Origin of the sequence: Trichocoleus sp. FACHB-6, from assembly GCF_014695815.1 — a bacterium.
Taxonomy (GTDB): domain Bacteria; phylum Cyanobacteriota; class Cyanobacteriia; order Cyanobacteriales; family FACHB-T130; genus Funiculus; species Funiculus sociatus.
Map to the genome: position 1 here is coordinate 1 of NZ_JACJOY010000037.1, position 17,997 is coordinate 17,997.

The window sequence follows — 17,997 nt, forward strand, 5'->3', positions numbered from 1 at the left end:
TATCAGCCTACTCCTGGAGATTTTCCGGCGCTCGCATTGCTTGTTTTTTCACTTCTCAGACCCCAGATTTATTGTCAAGTACAATTTATACCAAATTAGATGAGCTTACCCTGGCAGTTCGCCAACGTTTTAGACAAAATGATCCGCTATGACTACCGTCAACGCTACCAGAGAGTAACAGAAGTTTTACAAGCGCTGGAGTTGGCCAATTCTCAATCAACTCAAACTTATAATGTCTCCAGGCATCCGCTAACACCTTCTCCAATTCCAACTCAACCCCCAGCTACTGTTACTTTACCGCCTCAAAATTCGCCATCTGAAGCACAAACAAATTTGGCTGATGTTGATTTATTTGTATCTCAGGTAGATGTAGCAAAGGATAACACTGGTATTGCAAACCCAACAAACAAATTTCGTTGGTTAATAGGAATTGGAACAGGTATTGCGGCTGCTTTAGCTGTGACAGCGGGAATGAACTACGTCCCAAAACAAAATAGTTTATTGCCACTGGTACGAACAGCAAATATTTCTTGGAATCGTTTAGAAACTATTTCTTTAGTTAATACCCTCGCTGGCTCTTCAAAAAACCTCTATTCAGTTGCTATTAGCTCAGATAGTACACTCTTAGCAAGTGGTGGCGATGGCAATTCGATTGAGTTGTGGAATTTGCAAACGGGACAACTGCTGCGTACATTAAAAGGGCATTCAGACGCGGTTTATGCGGTAGCTTTTAGTTCCGATGGGCAAAAAATAGCTAGTGGTAGTGGTGATGGAACCATCAAGGTTTGGAGTTTGCCAACAGGAAACCTGCTGCAAACTCTGAAGTCCACATCTGAAAATCGCGTTTTTTCCATTGCCTTTAGTCTGGATGGACAGACTCTTGCCAGTGCTAATAAAGACAAGACAATTAAGGTGTGGAATTTGGGGACAGGACAAATGAAAAACACCTTGAAAGGGCATTCAGATTTTGTTTTATCGGTTGCCATCAGCCAGGATGGAAAGACACTTGTTAGTAGCAGTTCCGATAAAACGATCAAGGTATGGAATCTATCCGCAGGCACTCTACTTAGCAGCATCTCTGACCCTACAGGCGATGCTATTCCTGCTGTTTCTATTAGCCCGGATGGTAAAATTCTTGCCAGTAGCAGTATTTATGACAAAATCAACCTGTGGAATCTGCGCGAACTTCAAAATGGCTGTAACGGGGCGCAGGCGTGCCGTCCTAAATACTCTATTTCTGCCCATAAAAATTATGTTAATTCTGTCGCTTTCAGCCCTGATGGACAGACTTTAGCCAGTGGTAGCAGGGACAAGACAATTAAGCTGTGGAATCCCCAAACCGGAAAATTAAAAAGCACTATTTCTAACCTTAATGGTGATGTTAATTCTGTTGCTTTCAGTCCCGATGGAAAAATCTTGGTCAGTAATGATGGAGAGGGAAAAATTAAGGTTTGGCGATCGCCCTAATATCAATTAGCTAAATGTTTGCTACAGATAGCCCAGCAACAATAAATTGCCATTTTGTTAAAGATATGACATTTTGTAAGCTTAACTTATCTAAAATACTTTTGAGAGATTCTCTCAACTCATCTAAGTTATCAAACAGTTTCCACTTCAACTCTTTTTTTATGGCTTTCCACAATCTTTCTATAGGATTGACTTGAGGGCTATAATGCGGTTAAAACAAGAATGCTACATTCTCAGGTATCGCTAAATCAAGAGCCTGATGCAAGGGGCCGTTATCTAGCTGAATTACATGGGAATCTTCGGGAAATTTCTCCGCAAATAACTCTAAATACTTCTCTGTTGCAAATGCTATCCAGATGACAAAATTCATAGAAGAAGCTCTCTCCTGTCCAAGGCTCTACCAATCCATATAGCCAGAAGTAGTCAAAGCACCATTGTTCTATTCCAACTGGCTGTACTCCTTTTCCTGTTAATTTCCTAGCCGACAGCGTTATCAGTCCCATCCTCGACTCATCTCCACACCAATATCGAATTCTTCGATATTTTTTTACTACTTCCTCCAAGGGCTTCAGCGCTTCTTCTAGTTTGAGAGCTATTTTTTTTAAACTCTTCTACTAGTCCTTCTTTTTGTTTCGTGTGTACAGGTCGTGGTACTTTTAACTTCGCGTTCAGACGATATCTCACCAACTTATGTACTACTGTGTAGCCGACATCTAGGTCGGACATCGCTTTGAGCCATACTTGGATTTCTTTATAACTTGAGAATCCTTTTGGGTCTTTTAATTCTTCTCTTAGTCTGGATTCTACTGCTGGGGGTATCTCTCTGGTTCTGCCTGGAGTAGTTTGAATGTTTAATAGTTGTGTTAATCCTCCTGCCCTGTATTTACTCAACCACCGTGATACCGTCATTCATTGATATTAGCCCCATACTTGTTCGTGTAGCCTCAATTTAACTTTTTAGATAGTTGACAAGGGTTACACTATTAAAAACTCTGCTAGCAGTTGCCCTTATGAGCTTGTGCATCAATCCCAATTGCCTAAAACCGCGAAATCTCGATACGGAGTTGTTTTGCCAAGCCTGCGGTACTGAATTGCTGCTGGAAGGGCGCTATCGAATAGTTAAGATTTTAGGAGGTGGTGGCTTCGGTAAAACCTTTGAGGTGAGCGATCGCGGCACTTCTAAAGTCCTCAAAGTGCTAATTACAGAACATCCCAAAGCTATATCCCTATTTCAGCAAGAAGCCAAGGTATTAAGTCATCTGAATCATCCAGGGATTCCGAGAACAGATGGATACTTTACCTTCTTTCCCAAAAACAGCCAAGCGCCGTTGCATTGTCTGGTAATGGAAAAAATTGAGGGGCTTGATTTGGAGGAGTATTTAAAACAGCGGGAGAATCGCCCTATCGATGAAAAGTTAGCACTCGAATGGCTAACTCAGCTTACTAAGATTCTGCACGAGGTGCATCAGCAGAACTTTTTCCATCGGGATATTAAGCCAGCCAATATTATGCTTAGGGCAGATGGGCATCTGGTATTAATTGACTTTGGCACTGCCAGAGAAGCTACAGGAACCTATATGCAGAAAGTAGCAGGGCAACAAGTGACAGGGATTGTTTCAGCAGGCTACACGCCTCTAGAGCAAGCAACTGGCAAAGCTGTGCCACAATCTGATTTTTATGCCTTGGGACGCACTTTTGTCTACTTGCTAACAGGCAAGCCGCCCGATGAATTTCCCGAAGATCCACGCATAGGTAAATTAATCTGGCGGGAAAGTGCCTCGCAAGTTTCAAAGCAGTTAGCCGGTTTGATTGATTACCTAATGGAACCGTTTCCTGGCAAACGACCTCAAAATGCTCAAATGATTTTGCAGTGTTTATTGGAGATTAACCCAATTGTAAAGTCACCGAAGCCCTATGTCTCACCGCCATCAGTAGCACCCAAAGCAGTACAAAATCCTCTCCTGAGTACCCAACTACAATCATCTGCTGCTTCTCAACGCAAATCACCAAAGGCTGAAACAAAGACATTATTTACAAAGGTTGCCCAGTCAGTCCAATACACAATGTTGGCAATTCTTTCAACAGGATTAGTTCGCTTAAGCGCTCCGGCAATCTACAAATATTTTAAATTTTCACATAGTCACCCGCTGGCTACTCGTACACAAACTGAGACAGAATTATCTAGTTCAGATAAGAGTGAAAATATTCCTGAGCAACCAATTGCTGACTCGACCAGTGAACCTTATTCTATCTCATCTGAAAATAACTCGATACCAATTCCTGATGGCTGGAAAAAAATTCAGGGACAAGGGGCAGAGTTATGGTTGCCAGGAAGTTATTTTGGCGGAGATCCTAACAAAGATTCAGAGGCAATTGCCTATAACCTAAAACTTTTAGTTCAAGACTATCAACGAAGACAAGAAGTTTTTAAACAAAGTTCTTTGGCGGCTTTTGACTCCCAGCTTGACAGTGTAGGTTCCCTGACTAATGTTTTGGCTGCGGTTGAGCCTCTAATGCCAGGAACTACTGTTGATCAGTACCTGGAAGAATTAATTAAGCAATTGCCTAGTCAGTATCAAATTCTAGAAAAGAATGTAGTATCCTTAAACTATTATCAAACTGGGCGCATTGTTGCCGAATTCACGGCAGGAGGGACAAGGATTAAACAAATGTTCTATACCATTCCCAGTGGCAATAAATTCTGGGTGATTGTATATTCTGCAAGTGCCGATGAATTTGATCGGCAGTTGCTGGTATTTGAAGAAAGCATTCGTACTTTTGTAGCGAAACCTTAGAGGATGTCTGAGAAGTATCCGAGAGTGTCTGATCCCCCTAGCCCCTTTTTGAGTGGGTAAGCACGTCAACAATAACTTTTAAGACATCCTGTTAGAGCGCTTCCAGAGTCAGGAATAGCTGGATTTTCTCTTGTAGTAGGTGAATGCAGTCTGTTTTAGATTTTATCTCCATCACCAAATCTGGAACCAGTTCGGCAAAGTCGCGTACAGTTTGCCGGAGTCGTTGCGCTGAGACAAACACAACGTCCGGCGCAAACAAGTCTGTATTGGGCATGATGAATCGACCGATGGAATCAAACACCAGTCTAAGTCGGCGAGGCTTAACCCAGTTACTTAGAAGTCTAACTCAGTGCGAATTTGCTGGATGCGATATCTGATAGTTATTACAACAATATTTCCATCTTGTAGTTCCAGTTGGTAGTCGCGATCGCTCAGATGCAACTGTTCTTGTAGTTTCGCTCTATCTTTGAAGTATTACAGTCAGAGGAACTTCATCAAGTCTTTTGCTTATCGCTATCGTATCTTTAATTTCTCAACTTACAATTTTGCCAAAATAGAATTGTGACTCATTCGAGACACCCATTGACACCATTTTGATTTGGTGGAGCTACACATCTTCAGGGAGCATAAAAGGGGAGTGATCGAGAAGTGAATATACCTGATAGTTTGATGCAAACCAATCATCGGAGTTTCCGAAACTCCGACCGCCGCCAAATCTCAAATCCTAAATCCCAAATTGGTATGACTGTACGCCCTATTTATCTCGATTGTCACTCCACAACGCCCCTAGACGATCGCGTACTTGCCGCCATGATGCCTTACTTCACCCAGCATTTCGGCAACCCCGCCAGCGTGAGCCATTCCTACGGTTGGGAAGCTGAAGCTGCTGTCAAACAATCAAGGGAAGTTTTAGCACAAGCGATACACGCTACGCCAGAAGAAATTATTTTTACTAGCGGCGCGACGGAAGCGAACAATTTAGCTATTAAAGGTGTGGCGGAAGCTAATTTTAGCAAAGGGCGACACATCATTACAGTGGCAACCGAGCATAAGGCGGTTCTCGACCCTTGTAAATATTTGCAAACTCTTGGCTTTGAAATTACTTTTCTCCCAGTTGAAAGTGATGGATTGATTAATTTAGATCAACTGGAAAAAGCTATCCGTCCCGACACAATTTTAGTTTCCGTAATGGCAGCTAATAATGAAATTGGTGTCATACAGCCTTTAGCAGAAATTGGGGCAATTTGTCACAAGCATCAGGTACTATTCCACACTGATGCTGCTCAAGCTATTGGCAAAATACCTCTAAATGTGGAGGCGATGCACATTGATTTAATGTCAATGACTGCCCACAAAGTCTATGGGCCCAAGGGTATTGGCGCTCTTTACGTCAGACGCCGCAACCCCAGAGTCCAAATTGCACCGCAGCTGCATGGAGGTGGACATGAGCGGGGAATGCGCTCTGGTACACTGTATACACCTCAGATTGTCGGATTTGCCCAAGCCGTAGAATTGGCGCAGGTAAACATGGTCTCAGAGACAAAACGTCTCATCCAGTTGCGCGATCGCCTTTGGCAACAACTCAGTCAGGTAGAAAAAATTCATCTGAACGGACACCCCAAAGAGCGACTACCAGGAAACCTTAACATCAGTGTAAAAGGGGTGGATGGAGCGGCGCTGCTGCTAGGATTGCAGCCAGTAGTAGCAGTTTCTTCCGGATCGGCTTGTACCGCCGCCAATGTGTCTGCTTCCCATGTTCTGACGGCGCTGGGACGTTCAGAACAACTGGCTTACGCCTCGGTTCGGTTTGGAATTGGACGGTTTAATACGGCATCTGAGATAGAAGCTGTAGCAAAACACGCGATCGCAACTATTTTCAGCTTGCGTAAACAAACGCAATGAAGGGAGACAATAGGACAAGGGAGAATCTTCTTTTCACCTTCTCCCTAGTCAAGAGTCCTTGAGACTACCAAAATTAAAGCGAGTGCAACTACCCATAAGTTGAGTCTGATTGGAGTGACAGCGCGATATAATACATCACAATAGAAGCAATTGCGGATCGAGGATCTATCAGGTTGCCCCTAAGAGTGAACCTGAAATGGAAGCGATCGCGCAAGATAGCTTTTGAGAGAGACTTTCTGTTCATTTTGGGCAAATTCCAGTGTTCCAGCCTTTTGAAAAGGCATGGCACTGGCAAAAAATGCAATCGGGGAAGAGTTTACAAGGGATGTCTGTCACTGTAATCAGTGATTCTGGGTTAACACACCTTTATTCTCTCTACGTAGGGGCGGGTTTAGAATCTATCCCCTGTCACATTGAATCAGAAGGTAAAACCAAATCGACCGAAAGAGAGTTTCTGGCTTACACCGTTATTTCTTTGAGCAAAAGTGAGAGGCGCCTAGAAAGGATCAACGAGGAAGGAAGAAGGAAGAAAAAGGAATTAAATCCGCCTTCTGCTTTCCGATTCTCTGTTGTGCCTAAACTTGCTACGAATTTTTGAGGAAATTGAATGCCGAAGCAAATTATTATCGCGGAGCAGCATCGGATTGCTGCCGTCTTTTGGGAAGATCAAATTCAAGAACTTGTCGTTGCTACTGGCAGCCACCAAGTCGGAGACATCTATCTGGGCATTGTTGAAAATGTCTTACCTGGGATAGATGCCGCATTTGTAAACATTGGAGATGCCGAACGCAACGGCTTTATCCATGTTACTGACTTAGGCCCCCTGCGGCTAAAACGTTCCGCTGGTGCGATTACAGAACTACTGGCACCCCAACAGAAAGTTCTGGTTCAAGTAATGAAAGAGCCGACAGGCAACAAAGGCCCCAGGCTCACAGGCAATATCAGCTTACCTGGACGCTATGTAGTATTGATGCCCTTCGGACGGGGTGTGAGTCTGTCGCGCCAAATCAAGAGCGAAAACGAGCGCAACCGCCTTAGAGCCTTAGCCGTTCTCATTAAACCTGCTGGCATGGGGCTAATCGTGCGGACAGAAGCCGAGGGACGCTCGGAAGAAGCCATCATAGAAGATTTGGAGACACTGCAAAAACAGTGGGAAGCGATTCAACAAGAAGTAAACTCCACTAGAGCACCAGCGCTGCTAAATCGAGACGATGATTTTATTCAGCGCGTCTTGCGGGATATGTACAGTGGGGAAGTAAATCGAATTGTCGTAGATTCCCACACCGGAGTTAAGCGAGTCAAGCAATACTTAGTCAGTTGGAGCGGAGGAAAGTCGCCGGAAGGAGTATTAATCGACCATCACCGCGAGCGCCTTTCTATCTTAGAATACTTCCGCATCAATGCAGCCATTCGAGAAGCCCTCAAACCTAGAGTGGATTTACCTTCAGGAGGCTACATCATTATCCAGCTGACGGAAGCTTTAACGGTGATTGATGTCAACTCAGGTTCCTTCACCCGTTCTGCTACTGCAAGAGAAACTGTGCTGTGGACAAACAGTGAAGCAGCGACAGAAATAGCCCGTCAACTGCGGTTGCGAAATATCGCTGGTGTCATCATTGTTGACTTTATTGACATGGATGCACGGCGAGATCAGCTGCAAGTGCTGGAACACTTCAACAAAGCACTGAAGGCAGACAAAGCTAGACCACAAATTGCTCAACTTTCCGAACTCGGCTTAGTAGAACTAACTCGCAAGCGGCAAGGGCAAAATATTTACGAGTTGTTTAGTCAGCCCTGCCCCAGTTGTGGCGGTTTGGGGCATATGGTTCGCCTACCGGGTGAGTCTGCTAACAAAAATGGAGGAGAAATTGCCGAACCTCCCTCGCCGACACCTGTAAGGGAAGCACGGACGTTACCCTACCGCAATGAAGTTGGAATTAGGGAAATACCTTTGCCAGCAGTTGAAAGTCGCAGCGAAGCTTTAGATTTAGGCGCTGACGATGATGACGAGTCAATGGATTTGATGAATCATCCCAGCTATCAGGAGCGGGGGGCAAATAATAATCGCCGTCGTCGCCGCCGTCGTGTAGGTGAACCTCCATTAAAGGAGGAATTAACCCCAAAAACTCCTATTCGGATTTCGACTCCTCCGACTATAGTGAATCATTTCCGGGCAGCTCCGGTGGCAGAACCGGAACCAATCCGCGAAAGCGAGACATATATAGGTGGGGGAAGTACGCCTCTACCCGTTGTGGAAGAAGTCCGTCGGTCGCCGAAACCTGAGCGTCCCAAGCCTTCAAGACAGGAAATTGAACCGCCGGAGATTGTTTCAATTGAAATGACCCCAGAGCAACAGGACGTTTATGCTTTGATGGGAATTTCTCCGTTGGTGCTGTTAGAGCGGGAAGTGAAAAATCCGAAGTCGGCGATAGTGTCGATTACTTTGCCTGGAGAGTCACAATCTACGGAAGCGATCGCTTCCTCAATCCAGGCCGCGAAAGATGAAAGGGATACACAGACTTCTGCCTTTGAGTCTGACGAAGACGATAATACCTCTTATCTACCCTCCGAATTTGAGGTAGATGAAATGGAATATCAGACAGCAGACGAGCAGCAACAACAGATAGAGGAAGTGACACCTGTTGTAGGCGAAGCCCCAGAAGAGTCAGACGCGATCGCATCTGACTCTGCATCCCCCAGTGAAGAATCAGACAGCGGCGAGTCTCTAGTTCGGCGGCGGCGGCGGCGGCGGTCTTCGGCAACAGAGGCTTGAGAAAGGGTGAAGTTAGTGGTTAGCCATTAGTCGGTTGGCGGTCAGAAGGTTGGAAGGTTGGAAAGTTGTTAGAACAAGACTTCGTTTCAACTTGACAACTTTCTAAGATGACAGCTGACTAATGGCTAAGAACCAGTGACTAATTACTAAGGAGCTTTCGTATTGTGTCGGTGCAGCAAGTGGTAGACAAAGGCGCAGTCGTTAAGACTTCCCGCAAACCAAATTTTAACCTCTCGGATTTGCCAGAGTTACTCGGTGGCTGGGAAGTGGTTGCTGGTGTGGATGAAGTTGGGCGCGGAGCTTTGTTTGGCCCAGTGGTGGCGGCGGCTGTAATATTACCAAAGTCTGCTTTTGCTGAACTTTCAGCCGCCGGGGTAAGAGACAGCAAGCAGCTGTCTAGTTATCGCCGTGCTAAACTGGCGTCACAAATTCAAGCGATCGCTCTAGACTGGAAAATTGGTTATGCTTCCAACCAGGAAATTGACCAAATTAATATTTTCCACGCATCCTTGTTAGCGATGAAGCGGGCTGTAATCAAGCTGAATATACAACCAGAGCTTTGTCTGGTTGATGGCAAGTGGCAGCTTCCAGACTTGCCAATCCCACAACAGAATCTAGTCAAGGGTGATGAAAAATCATTGGTAATTGCCGCCGCCAGCATTGTTGCTAAAGTGTGGCGCGACGACCTGATAATCCGTCTGGCGGCGAAGTACCCCGCCTACAACTTAACAGCGAACAAAGGTTACGGCACCGCTCACCATCTACTTGCTTTACAACAACACGGCCCCTCCCGCTTCCATCGGAGGTCTTTCAGTCCTTGCCGAGTTGATATTAAATTGTAGATTTTCAGTCTATATCCTCTCTGGAGGCTGAGCCTCCCCCTCCTAGTTCCCAGTCCCAGCCTGGGAACTAAAATAACGAGGCTCAGCCTCAATTTATTAAGCCGATGGGCTGTCTGCGGGCAGTACCGGAACTTGAGGTGGGGGTGTCTGCTGATTCCAAGTGTTAGCCCAGCGGCGATAGTCTGATAGCAGCTGATACATCAATCGTTGTTTAATCGTCAACAGCACGCTCTTGAGCAAACCATTCCCGGTAGCTTCTATAAAAGCTTTAGGCGTGAACCAAAAAGCCTGTGGTAACTCGACTTTGACCTCTAAATCCGCTCTACCTTTGAGATGAGTTGTACCGTTTACTTGACAGGGCGAAAGCTTACCAACCAAGTTAAGGGCAAAGCGTTGGTTGATATACTCAATGCCGCGAATCTCACAACGTGTAGACCTTAAGTGAACCGTCCCATCTGCATCTGCCCACACCTTCATATCTACAATTGGTTGAAGTGAGAGGGCCATAAAGCTCAACGGGCGCATTTTCAGGCGGAAAATCTCCTCGCTGAGTTGTTCGATTCGAGTCGGGTCAACCAGAGCTTGTACTAGACGTTGGGGTTGGCGCAGATAATGCTGAATGGGAACAGGTTGTTCCGGAACAGCAATTTCAACAGATTGGGAGGCAACAAATTGAGTTTGCATGAGAGGATGGTAACAGAATGTAATTCTGTACGCAGGATAAGTTAATTTTACGTTACGGTTCTTAAAAAAGTTGCAGGGGGTTTCGATTGTTCCGCTGGTACAGCTTTTGAAAGGAAACTGTGCATTAATTGAATCGCTCTGTCATGATAAAAATTTATGTAGTTGATTTCCCTCTTTCTCAGGCATCACAAGTAGACACTATTATTGGGTTTAACCTAGATCCAGCAGCCTATCCCCAGCGACGGACTGAGTAGTTGACACCTGGTAACTGATAACTGATAAAGGTTAAAACGTTGTCAGAATAACTCTTGCGGAAAACTGAGGGCTAGCTTTAATGGTCGTATCGGTTGCACATTTGGGACCACCAGGCACTTACGCAGAAGCAGCTGCCTTGGCTTATGTAAATTGGCTTAACCAAAGGGGACAGCAAGGGCTGTTATGTCCTTGTCCCAGCATTGCTCAGACGCTGCGAGCAGCGGCACAGGGACAGGCTGATGTGGCAGTCGTGCCTGTTGAAAATTCTGTAGAGGGCAGCGTGACAACAACGCTGGATACGCTCTGGCAATTGGATAAGCTGCAAATTCAACAGGCTCATGTGTTGCCAATTTCTCATGCCCTGTTGTCACGAGCGGAAACTCTGGAGGAAATAAAGACAGTTTATTCGCACCCGCAGGCTCTAGCTCAGTGTCAGGGGTGGCTGGAGCGGTTTCTGCCCTCTGTGCAGCTAGTGCCGATGAATGCGACTACGGAGGCGCTAAAGTATTTGGGCGAGGATAAAACTGCGGCAGCGATCGCATCCTCTAGAGCTGCCCAACTCTACCACCTACCAATTCTCGTCTGTCCTATTAATGATTATCCGGATAATTATACCAGGTTCTGGGTACTGAGTTTACAACCTTCCGGCGGCGGCAGTCATACTAGTTTAGCTTTTAGCGTTCCCGCTAATGTACCGGGGGCGCTGGTTAAGCCGCTGGAAGTGTTTGCCAGTCGAGGGATTAACTTGAGCCGAATTGAATCTCGTCCGACAAAGCGAAGTCTTGGTGACTATCTTTTTTTTACTGACCTAGAAGCTGATGCCAGAGAAGCTTCTGTTCAATCTGCCTTAAAAGAATTAACAGCTTACACCGAAACGCTGAAGATTTTTGGTAGCTATTCTATTGTGTCAATAGGGAAACTCTAGTTATGAAATTGTAGTCTCTAAAACTCAAAGCAGACGCGACCTACAAGCGTCTTTACAAATCTACAACTATGTTTCCATCTGCTCAAGGCATTCCCGGATTGCCCGATTTAACGCATCCGGCTGAGCTAATGAAATTTGGGGGACAGCTGCTTGGGATGTTCCCCACATTAATATTCATTGTCGGCGGTTTGGGAATTGCGATCGCTCTGTTAAGTTTTTCCCTACGTCGAGTTCAGCCAGAACAATCTATTTTCATTGGCGAATGGGTGCTGCTATACTCCCAATTACTTAGAGGATTGCAGCATCTAGCCCTAGTCTTAGTTTTGCTGGTGGGAGGATTTTTTCTTACCTCAACTTTAGGCAATCGTTACCACAACTGGGAACAGGCAAAGGTGACTCAAGTGGCTCAAACTGTTGCTGGGGATAGGTTAGAGCAAGCAGCGCCACAAGTACGCTACACGATCCAAGAGCCGTATGCTTACGACACTCAAGTTGATGGAAAAATCGTCCGGGTAAAGGATACGCGAGAGGTTAATCGCTTCCTGACGCTGGCTGGCTCGCAAATTCAGGTAGAGCTTGACCAAAGCAAAGACGTTCAAGATCGGCGGGCGATTTACCGAGTAGACTACACGGCTGAATATAAAGTAGTCAACCAGCTCAGCGATATTGAGAATTTTTTCTTTGAAATACCACCGCCTAACGGTTACTCACTGCTGCAAGGCTTTAAGGTAGAGCGGGATGGCACTAGGCTTCAACAGAGAAACCCTGGTGACTATGGTTTTCCTTTCAACTTGAAACCTGGACAAGAAACTACTTTCAAAGTCGCCTACAAGGCTCAAGGAGGGCCGCGTTGGGTTTATAGCGCTAATGGTCAGTTGCTCTCCAACTTTCGCCTGACGGCGCTCTCCACCTTCCCTGACGCTGATTTTGCCAGTGGGATTCTCCCGACTGAAAGCAAACGCGAGGGACAAGGCACTCGTTTCACCTGGGTATTTGATGACAATGTTTCTGTACAAAATCCCTTTGGTGTCTTTACCTCGACAGGCCCAATTCGGAATACGGGAATTTTGCCACGGCTGCTGTTGTTAGCACCAGCTTTATTTCTGTGGTGGATATTATTGCTGTATTTGTCGCTACCAATGACTCTGAAAAATGTAGCGATCGCCGGCGGCGTTTTCTTTGCTTGCTTACTAACTTTGACTTATCTCAGCCGCTTAATAAGTGCGCCCTTGGCGTGGACGTTAATTTCTCTAACTTTGTTAGCTTTATCCTGGGGCTTAGGTGCAAACAACCGTCGAGCTTCCTTAGCTGCGCTCATTTGCACAATTTCCGGTGCAGTCCTGCCCGTTTTTGGTTTATTAGTGCCTTACAGCGGCCTAACGCTTAGCTTAGCAGGATTGCTTTCCGCCGTATGGCTGGCTGTCCGTCACTGGTACGGCTGGTTTAGTTGGCAAAAAGAAGCTCGGATTTAGACAGAATTGCTAATTGCGATTTGGTTTATTGCCATTAGCAATTAGCAATTCACTGATACTATCTCAGCGCATCTTTGAGTACAGTACGAGCCGCTAGGTGATTGCGAGTAGAGGTGAGAATTTCCGCTTCGCGTTCCAGACGTGCTGCTGTATCTTGCATTTCCAGAAGGGATTGCTGTTCAGCTGCTACATTGTAAAGATTACTGGCAACCCAAAAAGACAATTCTCTAGGGAGAGTTGGCAGGTCTTCTGGAAGTTCCATATCTTGCTCAGTCAACTTGGCTGAGAGATGCACAACATCTCTGAGCAACTGTTCGACCTCTGTAGCCAAACTTCGCAAATCTTTCTCTGGCGGATTGTCTTCAATCCATTCCACCAAACCGACTCGATAGGGCTTTTCGCGGACGTACTCCAGAACTCGAAACCGCTGCTGACCCAAGGTTAATATTTTCATACGGTCGTCTGGAAGACGCTGCAAGTGAATAATTTCAGCGCAGCATCCTACAGTTGCGGGTTTACCTTGAACTGGGTTCCACATCAAGACCCCAAAGCGGCGATCGCTATCCAGAATCGTATTCATCATAATTCTGTAGCGAAACTCAAAAATATGTAGTGGCAGGGGTCGCCCTGGAAATAGCACCACTTCGGGCAGTGGAAAAAGGGGAAGTTCTCGAACTGCGATTGAGGAAGAGGATGCCATTGTCCCTATAGTTCACGGTAAGTGTGATTCTTTACTTACTTTAACCGATTTCTCCCCAGAATCCCAACTACGAAGCCCTTTAGAGCAACCTCTAAAGGGCCAACAAATAGTCATTAGTCAATTGTTAGGGAATAATTGGAACTCGTCCTTAACAACTGACAAACTGTTAAACAGGACTTACGCAGTTAATTAGTGAATGCCTGATTCTGTTGTAGGGGCATAGCAATGCCATGCCCCTACAGCATGTTGACGTGCGTAAACCCTATTAAAGTTTGACTTCAATATCCACCCCTGCTGGCAAATCCAGTTTCATCAAAGCGTCAATTGTCTTCGAAGTAGGCTGGTAAATGTCAATAATGCGGCGGTGGGTACGGGTTTCAAAGTGTTCCCGCGAGTCCTTATCAACGTGAGGCGATCTCAAGAGACAGTAAATTTTCTTCCGCGTCGGTAAGGGAATAGGACCGATTGCTGTAGCTTGTGTCCGGTTTGCCGTATCGACAATCTTCTCGCAAGATGTGTCCAGCAAACGCCGATCGAAAGCCTTAAGGCGAATGCGAATTTTTTGCTGTTGGATAGTTGCCATTTTCAGTTTTCCAGGTTCAAAGTAGTTGGTAGAAGCTAGAGCCTTCGAGATTGTATCTTATGAATGAAACCTAATTTCCCAGCCAGAAAATTAGAAAGTTTGATTTAAGCGACACAGATAAGGAGCAGAAAGGCAATTGCTTTTCTGCTCCTTATTTGTTTGTCAGAATCCTACTTCAGGATTTTAGAAACGACACCTGCACCGATGGTGCGGCCACCTTCACGGATAGCAAAGCGCATTCCCTGCTCAATAGCGATCGCGTTGATCAACTCAACTGTCATTTTGATGCGGTCTCCCGGCATCACCATCTCGGCATCAGTACCATCATCTGCTGTAAAGGCTTTGATGGTTCCAGTTACGTCGGTTGTCCGCACGTAGAACTGAGGGCGATAGCCTGCGAAAAACGGTGTTTTCCGACCGCCTTCTTTTTCCTGAAGGATATAGACTTCCGACTCAAATAGAGTGTGAGGAGTGATTGTACCAGGCTTAGCCAGCACCATACCCCGCTCAATGTCTTCCTTCTTGAGACCTCGAAGCAGTACGCCGACGTTATCGCCTGCCATACCTTCATCCAAGGTCTTCTGGAACATTTCTATCCCAGTCACGGTTGTGCTGCGAGTGTCGCGAATTCCCACCAGTGCAACGGTTTCCCCGACTTTTACTTTACCCCGCTCAATACGACCAGTAGCAACGGTACCACGACCTGAGATCGAGAATACGTCTTCTACAGCCATCAGGAAGGGCTTGTCAATATCCCGCTCTGGTGTTGGAATGTAGGAATCTACCTCATCCATCAACTGGTAGATTTTATCTACCCACTCATTCGTTCCCCGTGTGGTCTTGGGATTAGCAGTCATGGTTTCCAACGCTTGTAGCGCTGATCCTGCCACGATGGGAATGTTGTCACCGTCGAATTCGTAAGAACTCAGCAGATCCCGGACTTCTAGTTCCACCAATTCTAACAATTCTTCATCGTCCACCATGTCTTGCTTATTCAAGAAGACAACTAGCTGGGGAACGCCAACTTGCTTAGCGAGGAGGATGTGTTCCCGTGTCTGAGGCATGGGGCCATCTGCCGCTGACACTACCAGGATGGCACCATCCATTTGAGCTGCACCCGTGATCATGTTCTTCACATAGTCCGCGTGACCTGGGCAGTCTACGTGGGCATAGTGGCGAGATTCGGTTTCATACTCAACGTGAGCGGTGTTGATGGTAATCCCGCGAGCCTTTTCCTCCGGCGCTGCATCAATGTCGGCATAACCCTTTGCTTTCGACCGACCCATTGCTGCCAGGGTCATGGTAATAGCAGCAGTTAAGGTTGTTTTGCCGTGGTCAACGTGACCAATTGTGCCGATATTGACGTGGGGTTTAGTCCGTTCAAACTTTGCGCGTGCCATGTGTTACGTGTTCCTTTTTCCTTTTTCCTTTGTCAGTTGGTAGCCCCAGGCGAGATGCCTGACGTCAGTTGCCAGTTGGCAAGCTACCTATAACTAACAACTGACCGCAGACTAATTATGCGTTCCCTTTGCTCTTGGCTATGATGGTTTCAGCCACGTTGCGAGGAACTTCTTCGTAATGGCTAAACTCCATTGAGAAGATACCCCGACCCTGAGTCATCGACCGGATATCCGTCGCATAGCCAAACATCTCAGCGAGTGGAACTTTCGCTGTTACCTTAGTAACACCTTGTTCCGAGTTCATGCCTTCAATTTGACCGCGACGAGAGTTGAGGTTTCCCATCACGTCCCCAAGGAAGTTTTCAGGAGCTTCTACCTCAACTTTCATCATAGGCTCCAATAGCACTGGTGAAGCCTTCATCACGGCTTCTTTAATAGCCATTGAGCCAGCGATTTTGAAAGCCATTTCTGAGGAGTCTACATCGTGGTAAGACCCATCCACCATAGTTGCCCGCAGGTCAATCACGGGATATCCAGCCACAATCCCGGATTCGCAAGCTTCTTTCATCCCTTGTTCTGCTGGGCCGATGTACTCTTTAGGTACTATACCCCCAACAATTTTGGAGACAAACTCGAACCCAGTCCCAGGCTCTCCAGGCTCCACCTGAATCACTACGTGACCGTACTGACCTTTACCACCACTCTGACGGATAAATTTACCTTCAGCTTTGACGGGTTTGCGGATGGTTTCGCGGTAAGCGACTTGCGGCGCACCGACGTTGGCTTCTACCTTGAACTCTCGCAGCATTCGATCTACAAGAATTTCTAAGTGCAGTTCGCCCATCCCCGCAATTACTGTCTGGTTGGTTTCTGGGTCAATATTGACTCGGAAAGTTGGATCTTCCTCAGACAAGGATTGCAGAGCTTTGGAGAGCTTTTCCATATCCTGCTTGGTTTTGGGTTCCACTGCTACAGATATCACTGGCTCTGGGATAAACAGGGACTCCAGAATCACTGGTGAGTTTTCGTCGCAGATGGTATCGCCTGTAAAGGTGTCTTTCAGACCCAATGCAGCGCCCAAGTCTCCAGCCCGCATTTCATCTACCTCGATCCGTTCGTCAGCTTTGAGAATGATCAAGCGAGAAATGCGTTCTTTTTTCCCCTTGGTGGAGTTGAGGATGTAACTGCCCTTTTTGATTACGCCGGAATATACCCGAATGAACGTCAAGCGTCCATAGGGATCTGCCATAATCTTGAAAGCCAAAGCTGCCGCAGGCTCTTCATCACTGGCGCGTCTAACGACCTCGGTGCCGTCTGGCAATAGCCCTTGAATTGGGGGAACGTCAATGGGTGCGGGTAGGTAATCTACCACTGCATCTAATAGCAACTGAACGCCCTTGTTTTTAAAGGCACTTCCGCACAAAAGCGGGACAATTGTGCCTGCAATGGTGCCTTTACGCAACGCCGTCCGAATTTCTTGTTCGGTTAGTTCTTCACCTTCGAGGTACTTCTCCGTCAGGACATCATCGGTTTCTGCTACGGATTCGATGAGCTTGGTGCGGTACTCTTCGGCTACTTCCTGAAGATCGGCGGGAATCTCAGTGTCCTCAACTTCTTTTCCCTGGTCGTCTTTGTAGATGTAGGCTCGCATTCGAACCAAATCTACAATTCCCCGAAAGTCGTTTTCAGCGCCGATGGGAATTTGAATTGGGACAGCGTTTGCCCGGACGCGATCGCGTATCTGGCTATAAACTTTGTAGAAGTTCGCCCCAGTCCGATCCATCTTGTTTACAAAGGCGATCCGAGGAACTTTATATCTATCTGCCTGTCGCCATACAGTTTCAGATTGAGGCTGCACGCCGCCAACCGAGCAGAACACGGCAATCACGCCATCCAATACCCGCATCGAACGTTCTACTTCAATCGTGAAGTCTACGTGTCCTGGGGTGTCAATAATGTTGATCTGGTGATCCCGCCAACTGGTGCTGATAGCGGCAGCAGTGATGGTGATGCCCCGCTCCCGCTCCTGCTCCATCCAGTCAGTGGTAGCCGTTCCCTCGTGTACTTCACCAATTTTATGAACGATACCTGAATAGAACAGAATCCGTTCTGTTGTTGTTGTCTTGCCCGCGTCTATGTGGGCCGCAATTCCGATATTGCGTGTTCTTTCAAGCGGGACGGTACGTGCCACAGTTACCT

At 46.5% G+C, this 17,997-nt stretch carries 14 protein-coding genes; 7 read left to right on the forward strand and 7 right to left on the reverse strand.

Annotation, left to right across the window (positions count from 1 at the left end; translation table 11 throughout):
* Positions 1 to 99 precede the first annotated feature (99 nt).
* On the forward strand, positions 100 to 1,467 hold the full coding sequence (locus H6F66_RS07375) for a WD40 repeat domain-containing protein (RefSeq protein WP_190419764.1): 1,368 nt from the start codon (positions 100 to 102) through the stop codon (positions 1,465 to 1,467).
* Between the two features lie 211 nt (positions 1,468 to 1,678).
* Here H6F66_RS07375 and H6F66_RS07380 read toward each other — a convergent pair whose 3' ends face one another.
* Positions 1,679 to 1,837, reverse strand: a complete 159-nt coding sequence (locus H6F66_RS07380) for a hypothetical protein (RefSeq protein WP_190419766.1) — start codon at positions 1,835 to 1,837, stop codon at positions 1,679 to 1,681.
* Positions 1,838 to 2,477: 640 nt separating this feature from the next.
* Between H6F66_RS07380 and H6F66_RS07390 the strand changes: the two genes are divergently transcribed.
* Positions 2,478 to 4,262, forward strand: coding sequence for a serine/threonine-protein kinase (locus tag H6F66_RS07390; RefSeq protein WP_190419770.1), 1,785 nt, complete (start codon positions 2,478 to 2,480; stop codon positions 4,260 to 4,262).
* A gap of 91 nt (positions 4,263 to 4,353) precedes the next feature.
* On the opposite strand, the gene H6F66_RS27570 is transcribed toward H6F66_RS07390, so the two are convergent.
* Positions 4,354 to 4,563 (reverse strand): Uma2 family endonuclease, encoded by a 210-nt coding sequence (locus H6F66_RS27570; RefSeq protein WP_199295312.1) that lies wholly within the window; start codon positions 4,561 to 4,563, stop codon positions 4,354 to 4,356.
* Positions 4,564 to 5,003: 440 nt separating this feature from the next.
* On the opposite strand from H6F66_RS27570, the gene H6F66_RS07400 reads away from it, so the two are divergent.
* From H6F66_RS07400 to H6F66_RS07410, 3 genes are all read left to right on the forward strand, one after another.
* Positions 5,004 to 6,164, forward strand: coding sequence for an IscS subfamily cysteine desulfurase (locus tag H6F66_RS07400; protein WP_190419885.1), 1,161 nt, complete (start codon positions 5,004 to 5,006; stop codon positions 6,162 to 6,164).
* Between the two features lie 607 nt (positions 6,165 to 6,771).
* A complete protein-coding gene (locus H6F66_RS07405) occupies positions 6,772 to 8,937 on the forward strand; it encodes an Rne/Rng family ribonuclease (protein ID WP_190419772.1) in 2,166 nt (721 codons plus the stop codon).
* A 239-nt stretch (positions 8,938 to 9,176) separates the two neighbouring features.
* Positions 9,177 to 9,779 (forward strand): ribonuclease HII, encoded by a 603-nt coding sequence (locus H6F66_RS07410; protein ID WP_199295316.1) that lies wholly within the window; start codon positions 9,177 to 9,179, stop codon positions 9,777 to 9,779.
* A gap of 96 nt (positions 9,780 to 9,875) precedes the next feature.
* On the opposite strand, the gene H6F66_RS07415 is transcribed toward H6F66_RS07410, so the two are convergent.
* Positions 9,876 to 10,463 carry a DUF1997 domain-containing protein gene (locus H6F66_RS07415; protein WP_190419774.1) on the reverse strand — a complete coding sequence of 196 codons (588 nt, stop codon included), beginning with the start codon at positions 10,461 to 10,463 and terminating at the stop codon, positions 9,876 to 9,878.
* Positions 10,464 to 10,797: 334 nt separating this feature from the next.
* Here H6F66_RS07415 and pheA point away from each other — a divergent pair, with 334 nt between their 5' ends.
* Together pheA and H6F66_RS07425 are read left to right on the forward strand one after the other, a co-directional pair.
* A complete protein-coding gene (pheA, locus tag H6F66_RS07420; RefSeq protein WP_190419776.1) occupies positions 10,798 to 11,643 on the forward strand; it encodes a prephenate dehydratase in 846 nt (281 codons plus the stop codon).
* Between the two features lie 68 nt (positions 11,644 to 11,711).
* On the forward strand, positions 11,712 to 13,115 hold the full coding sequence (locus H6F66_RS07425; protein WP_190419778.1) for a hypothetical protein: 1,404 nt from the start codon (positions 11,712 to 11,714) through the stop codon (positions 13,113 to 13,115).
* 58 nt (positions 13,116 to 13,173) lie between these two features.
* Here H6F66_RS07425 and H6F66_RS07430 read toward each other — a convergent pair whose 3' ends face one another.
* The 4 genes from H6F66_RS07430 to fusA form a co-directional block, all read right to left on the reverse strand.
* A complete protein-coding gene (locus tag H6F66_RS07430; RefSeq protein WP_190419780.1) occupies positions 13,174 to 13,815 on the reverse strand; it encodes an LON peptidase substrate-binding domain-containing protein in 642 nt (213 codons plus the stop codon).
* A 265-nt stretch (positions 13,816 to 14,080) separates the two neighbouring features.
* Positions 14,081 to 14,398, reverse strand: coding sequence for a 30S ribosomal protein S10 (gene rpsJ / locus H6F66_RS07435; RefSeq protein WP_190415403.1), 318 nt, complete (start codon positions 14,396 to 14,398; stop codon positions 14,081 to 14,083).
* A gap of 170 nt (positions 14,399 to 14,568) precedes the next feature.
* Positions 14,569 to 15,798: an elongation factor Tu gene (gene tuf / locus H6F66_RS07440; RefSeq protein ID WP_190419782.1), complete on the reverse strand. Its 1,230-nt coding sequence runs from the start codon at positions 15,796 to 15,798 to the stop codon at positions 14,569 to 14,571.
* 115 nt (positions 15,799 to 15,913) lie between these two features.
* Positions 15,914 to 17,989, reverse strand: coding sequence for an elongation factor G (gene fusA, locus H6F66_RS07445; protein WP_190419784.1), 2,076 nt, complete (start codon positions 17,987 to 17,989; stop codon positions 15,914 to 15,916).
* Positions 17,990 to 17,997 lie beyond the last annotated feature (8 nt).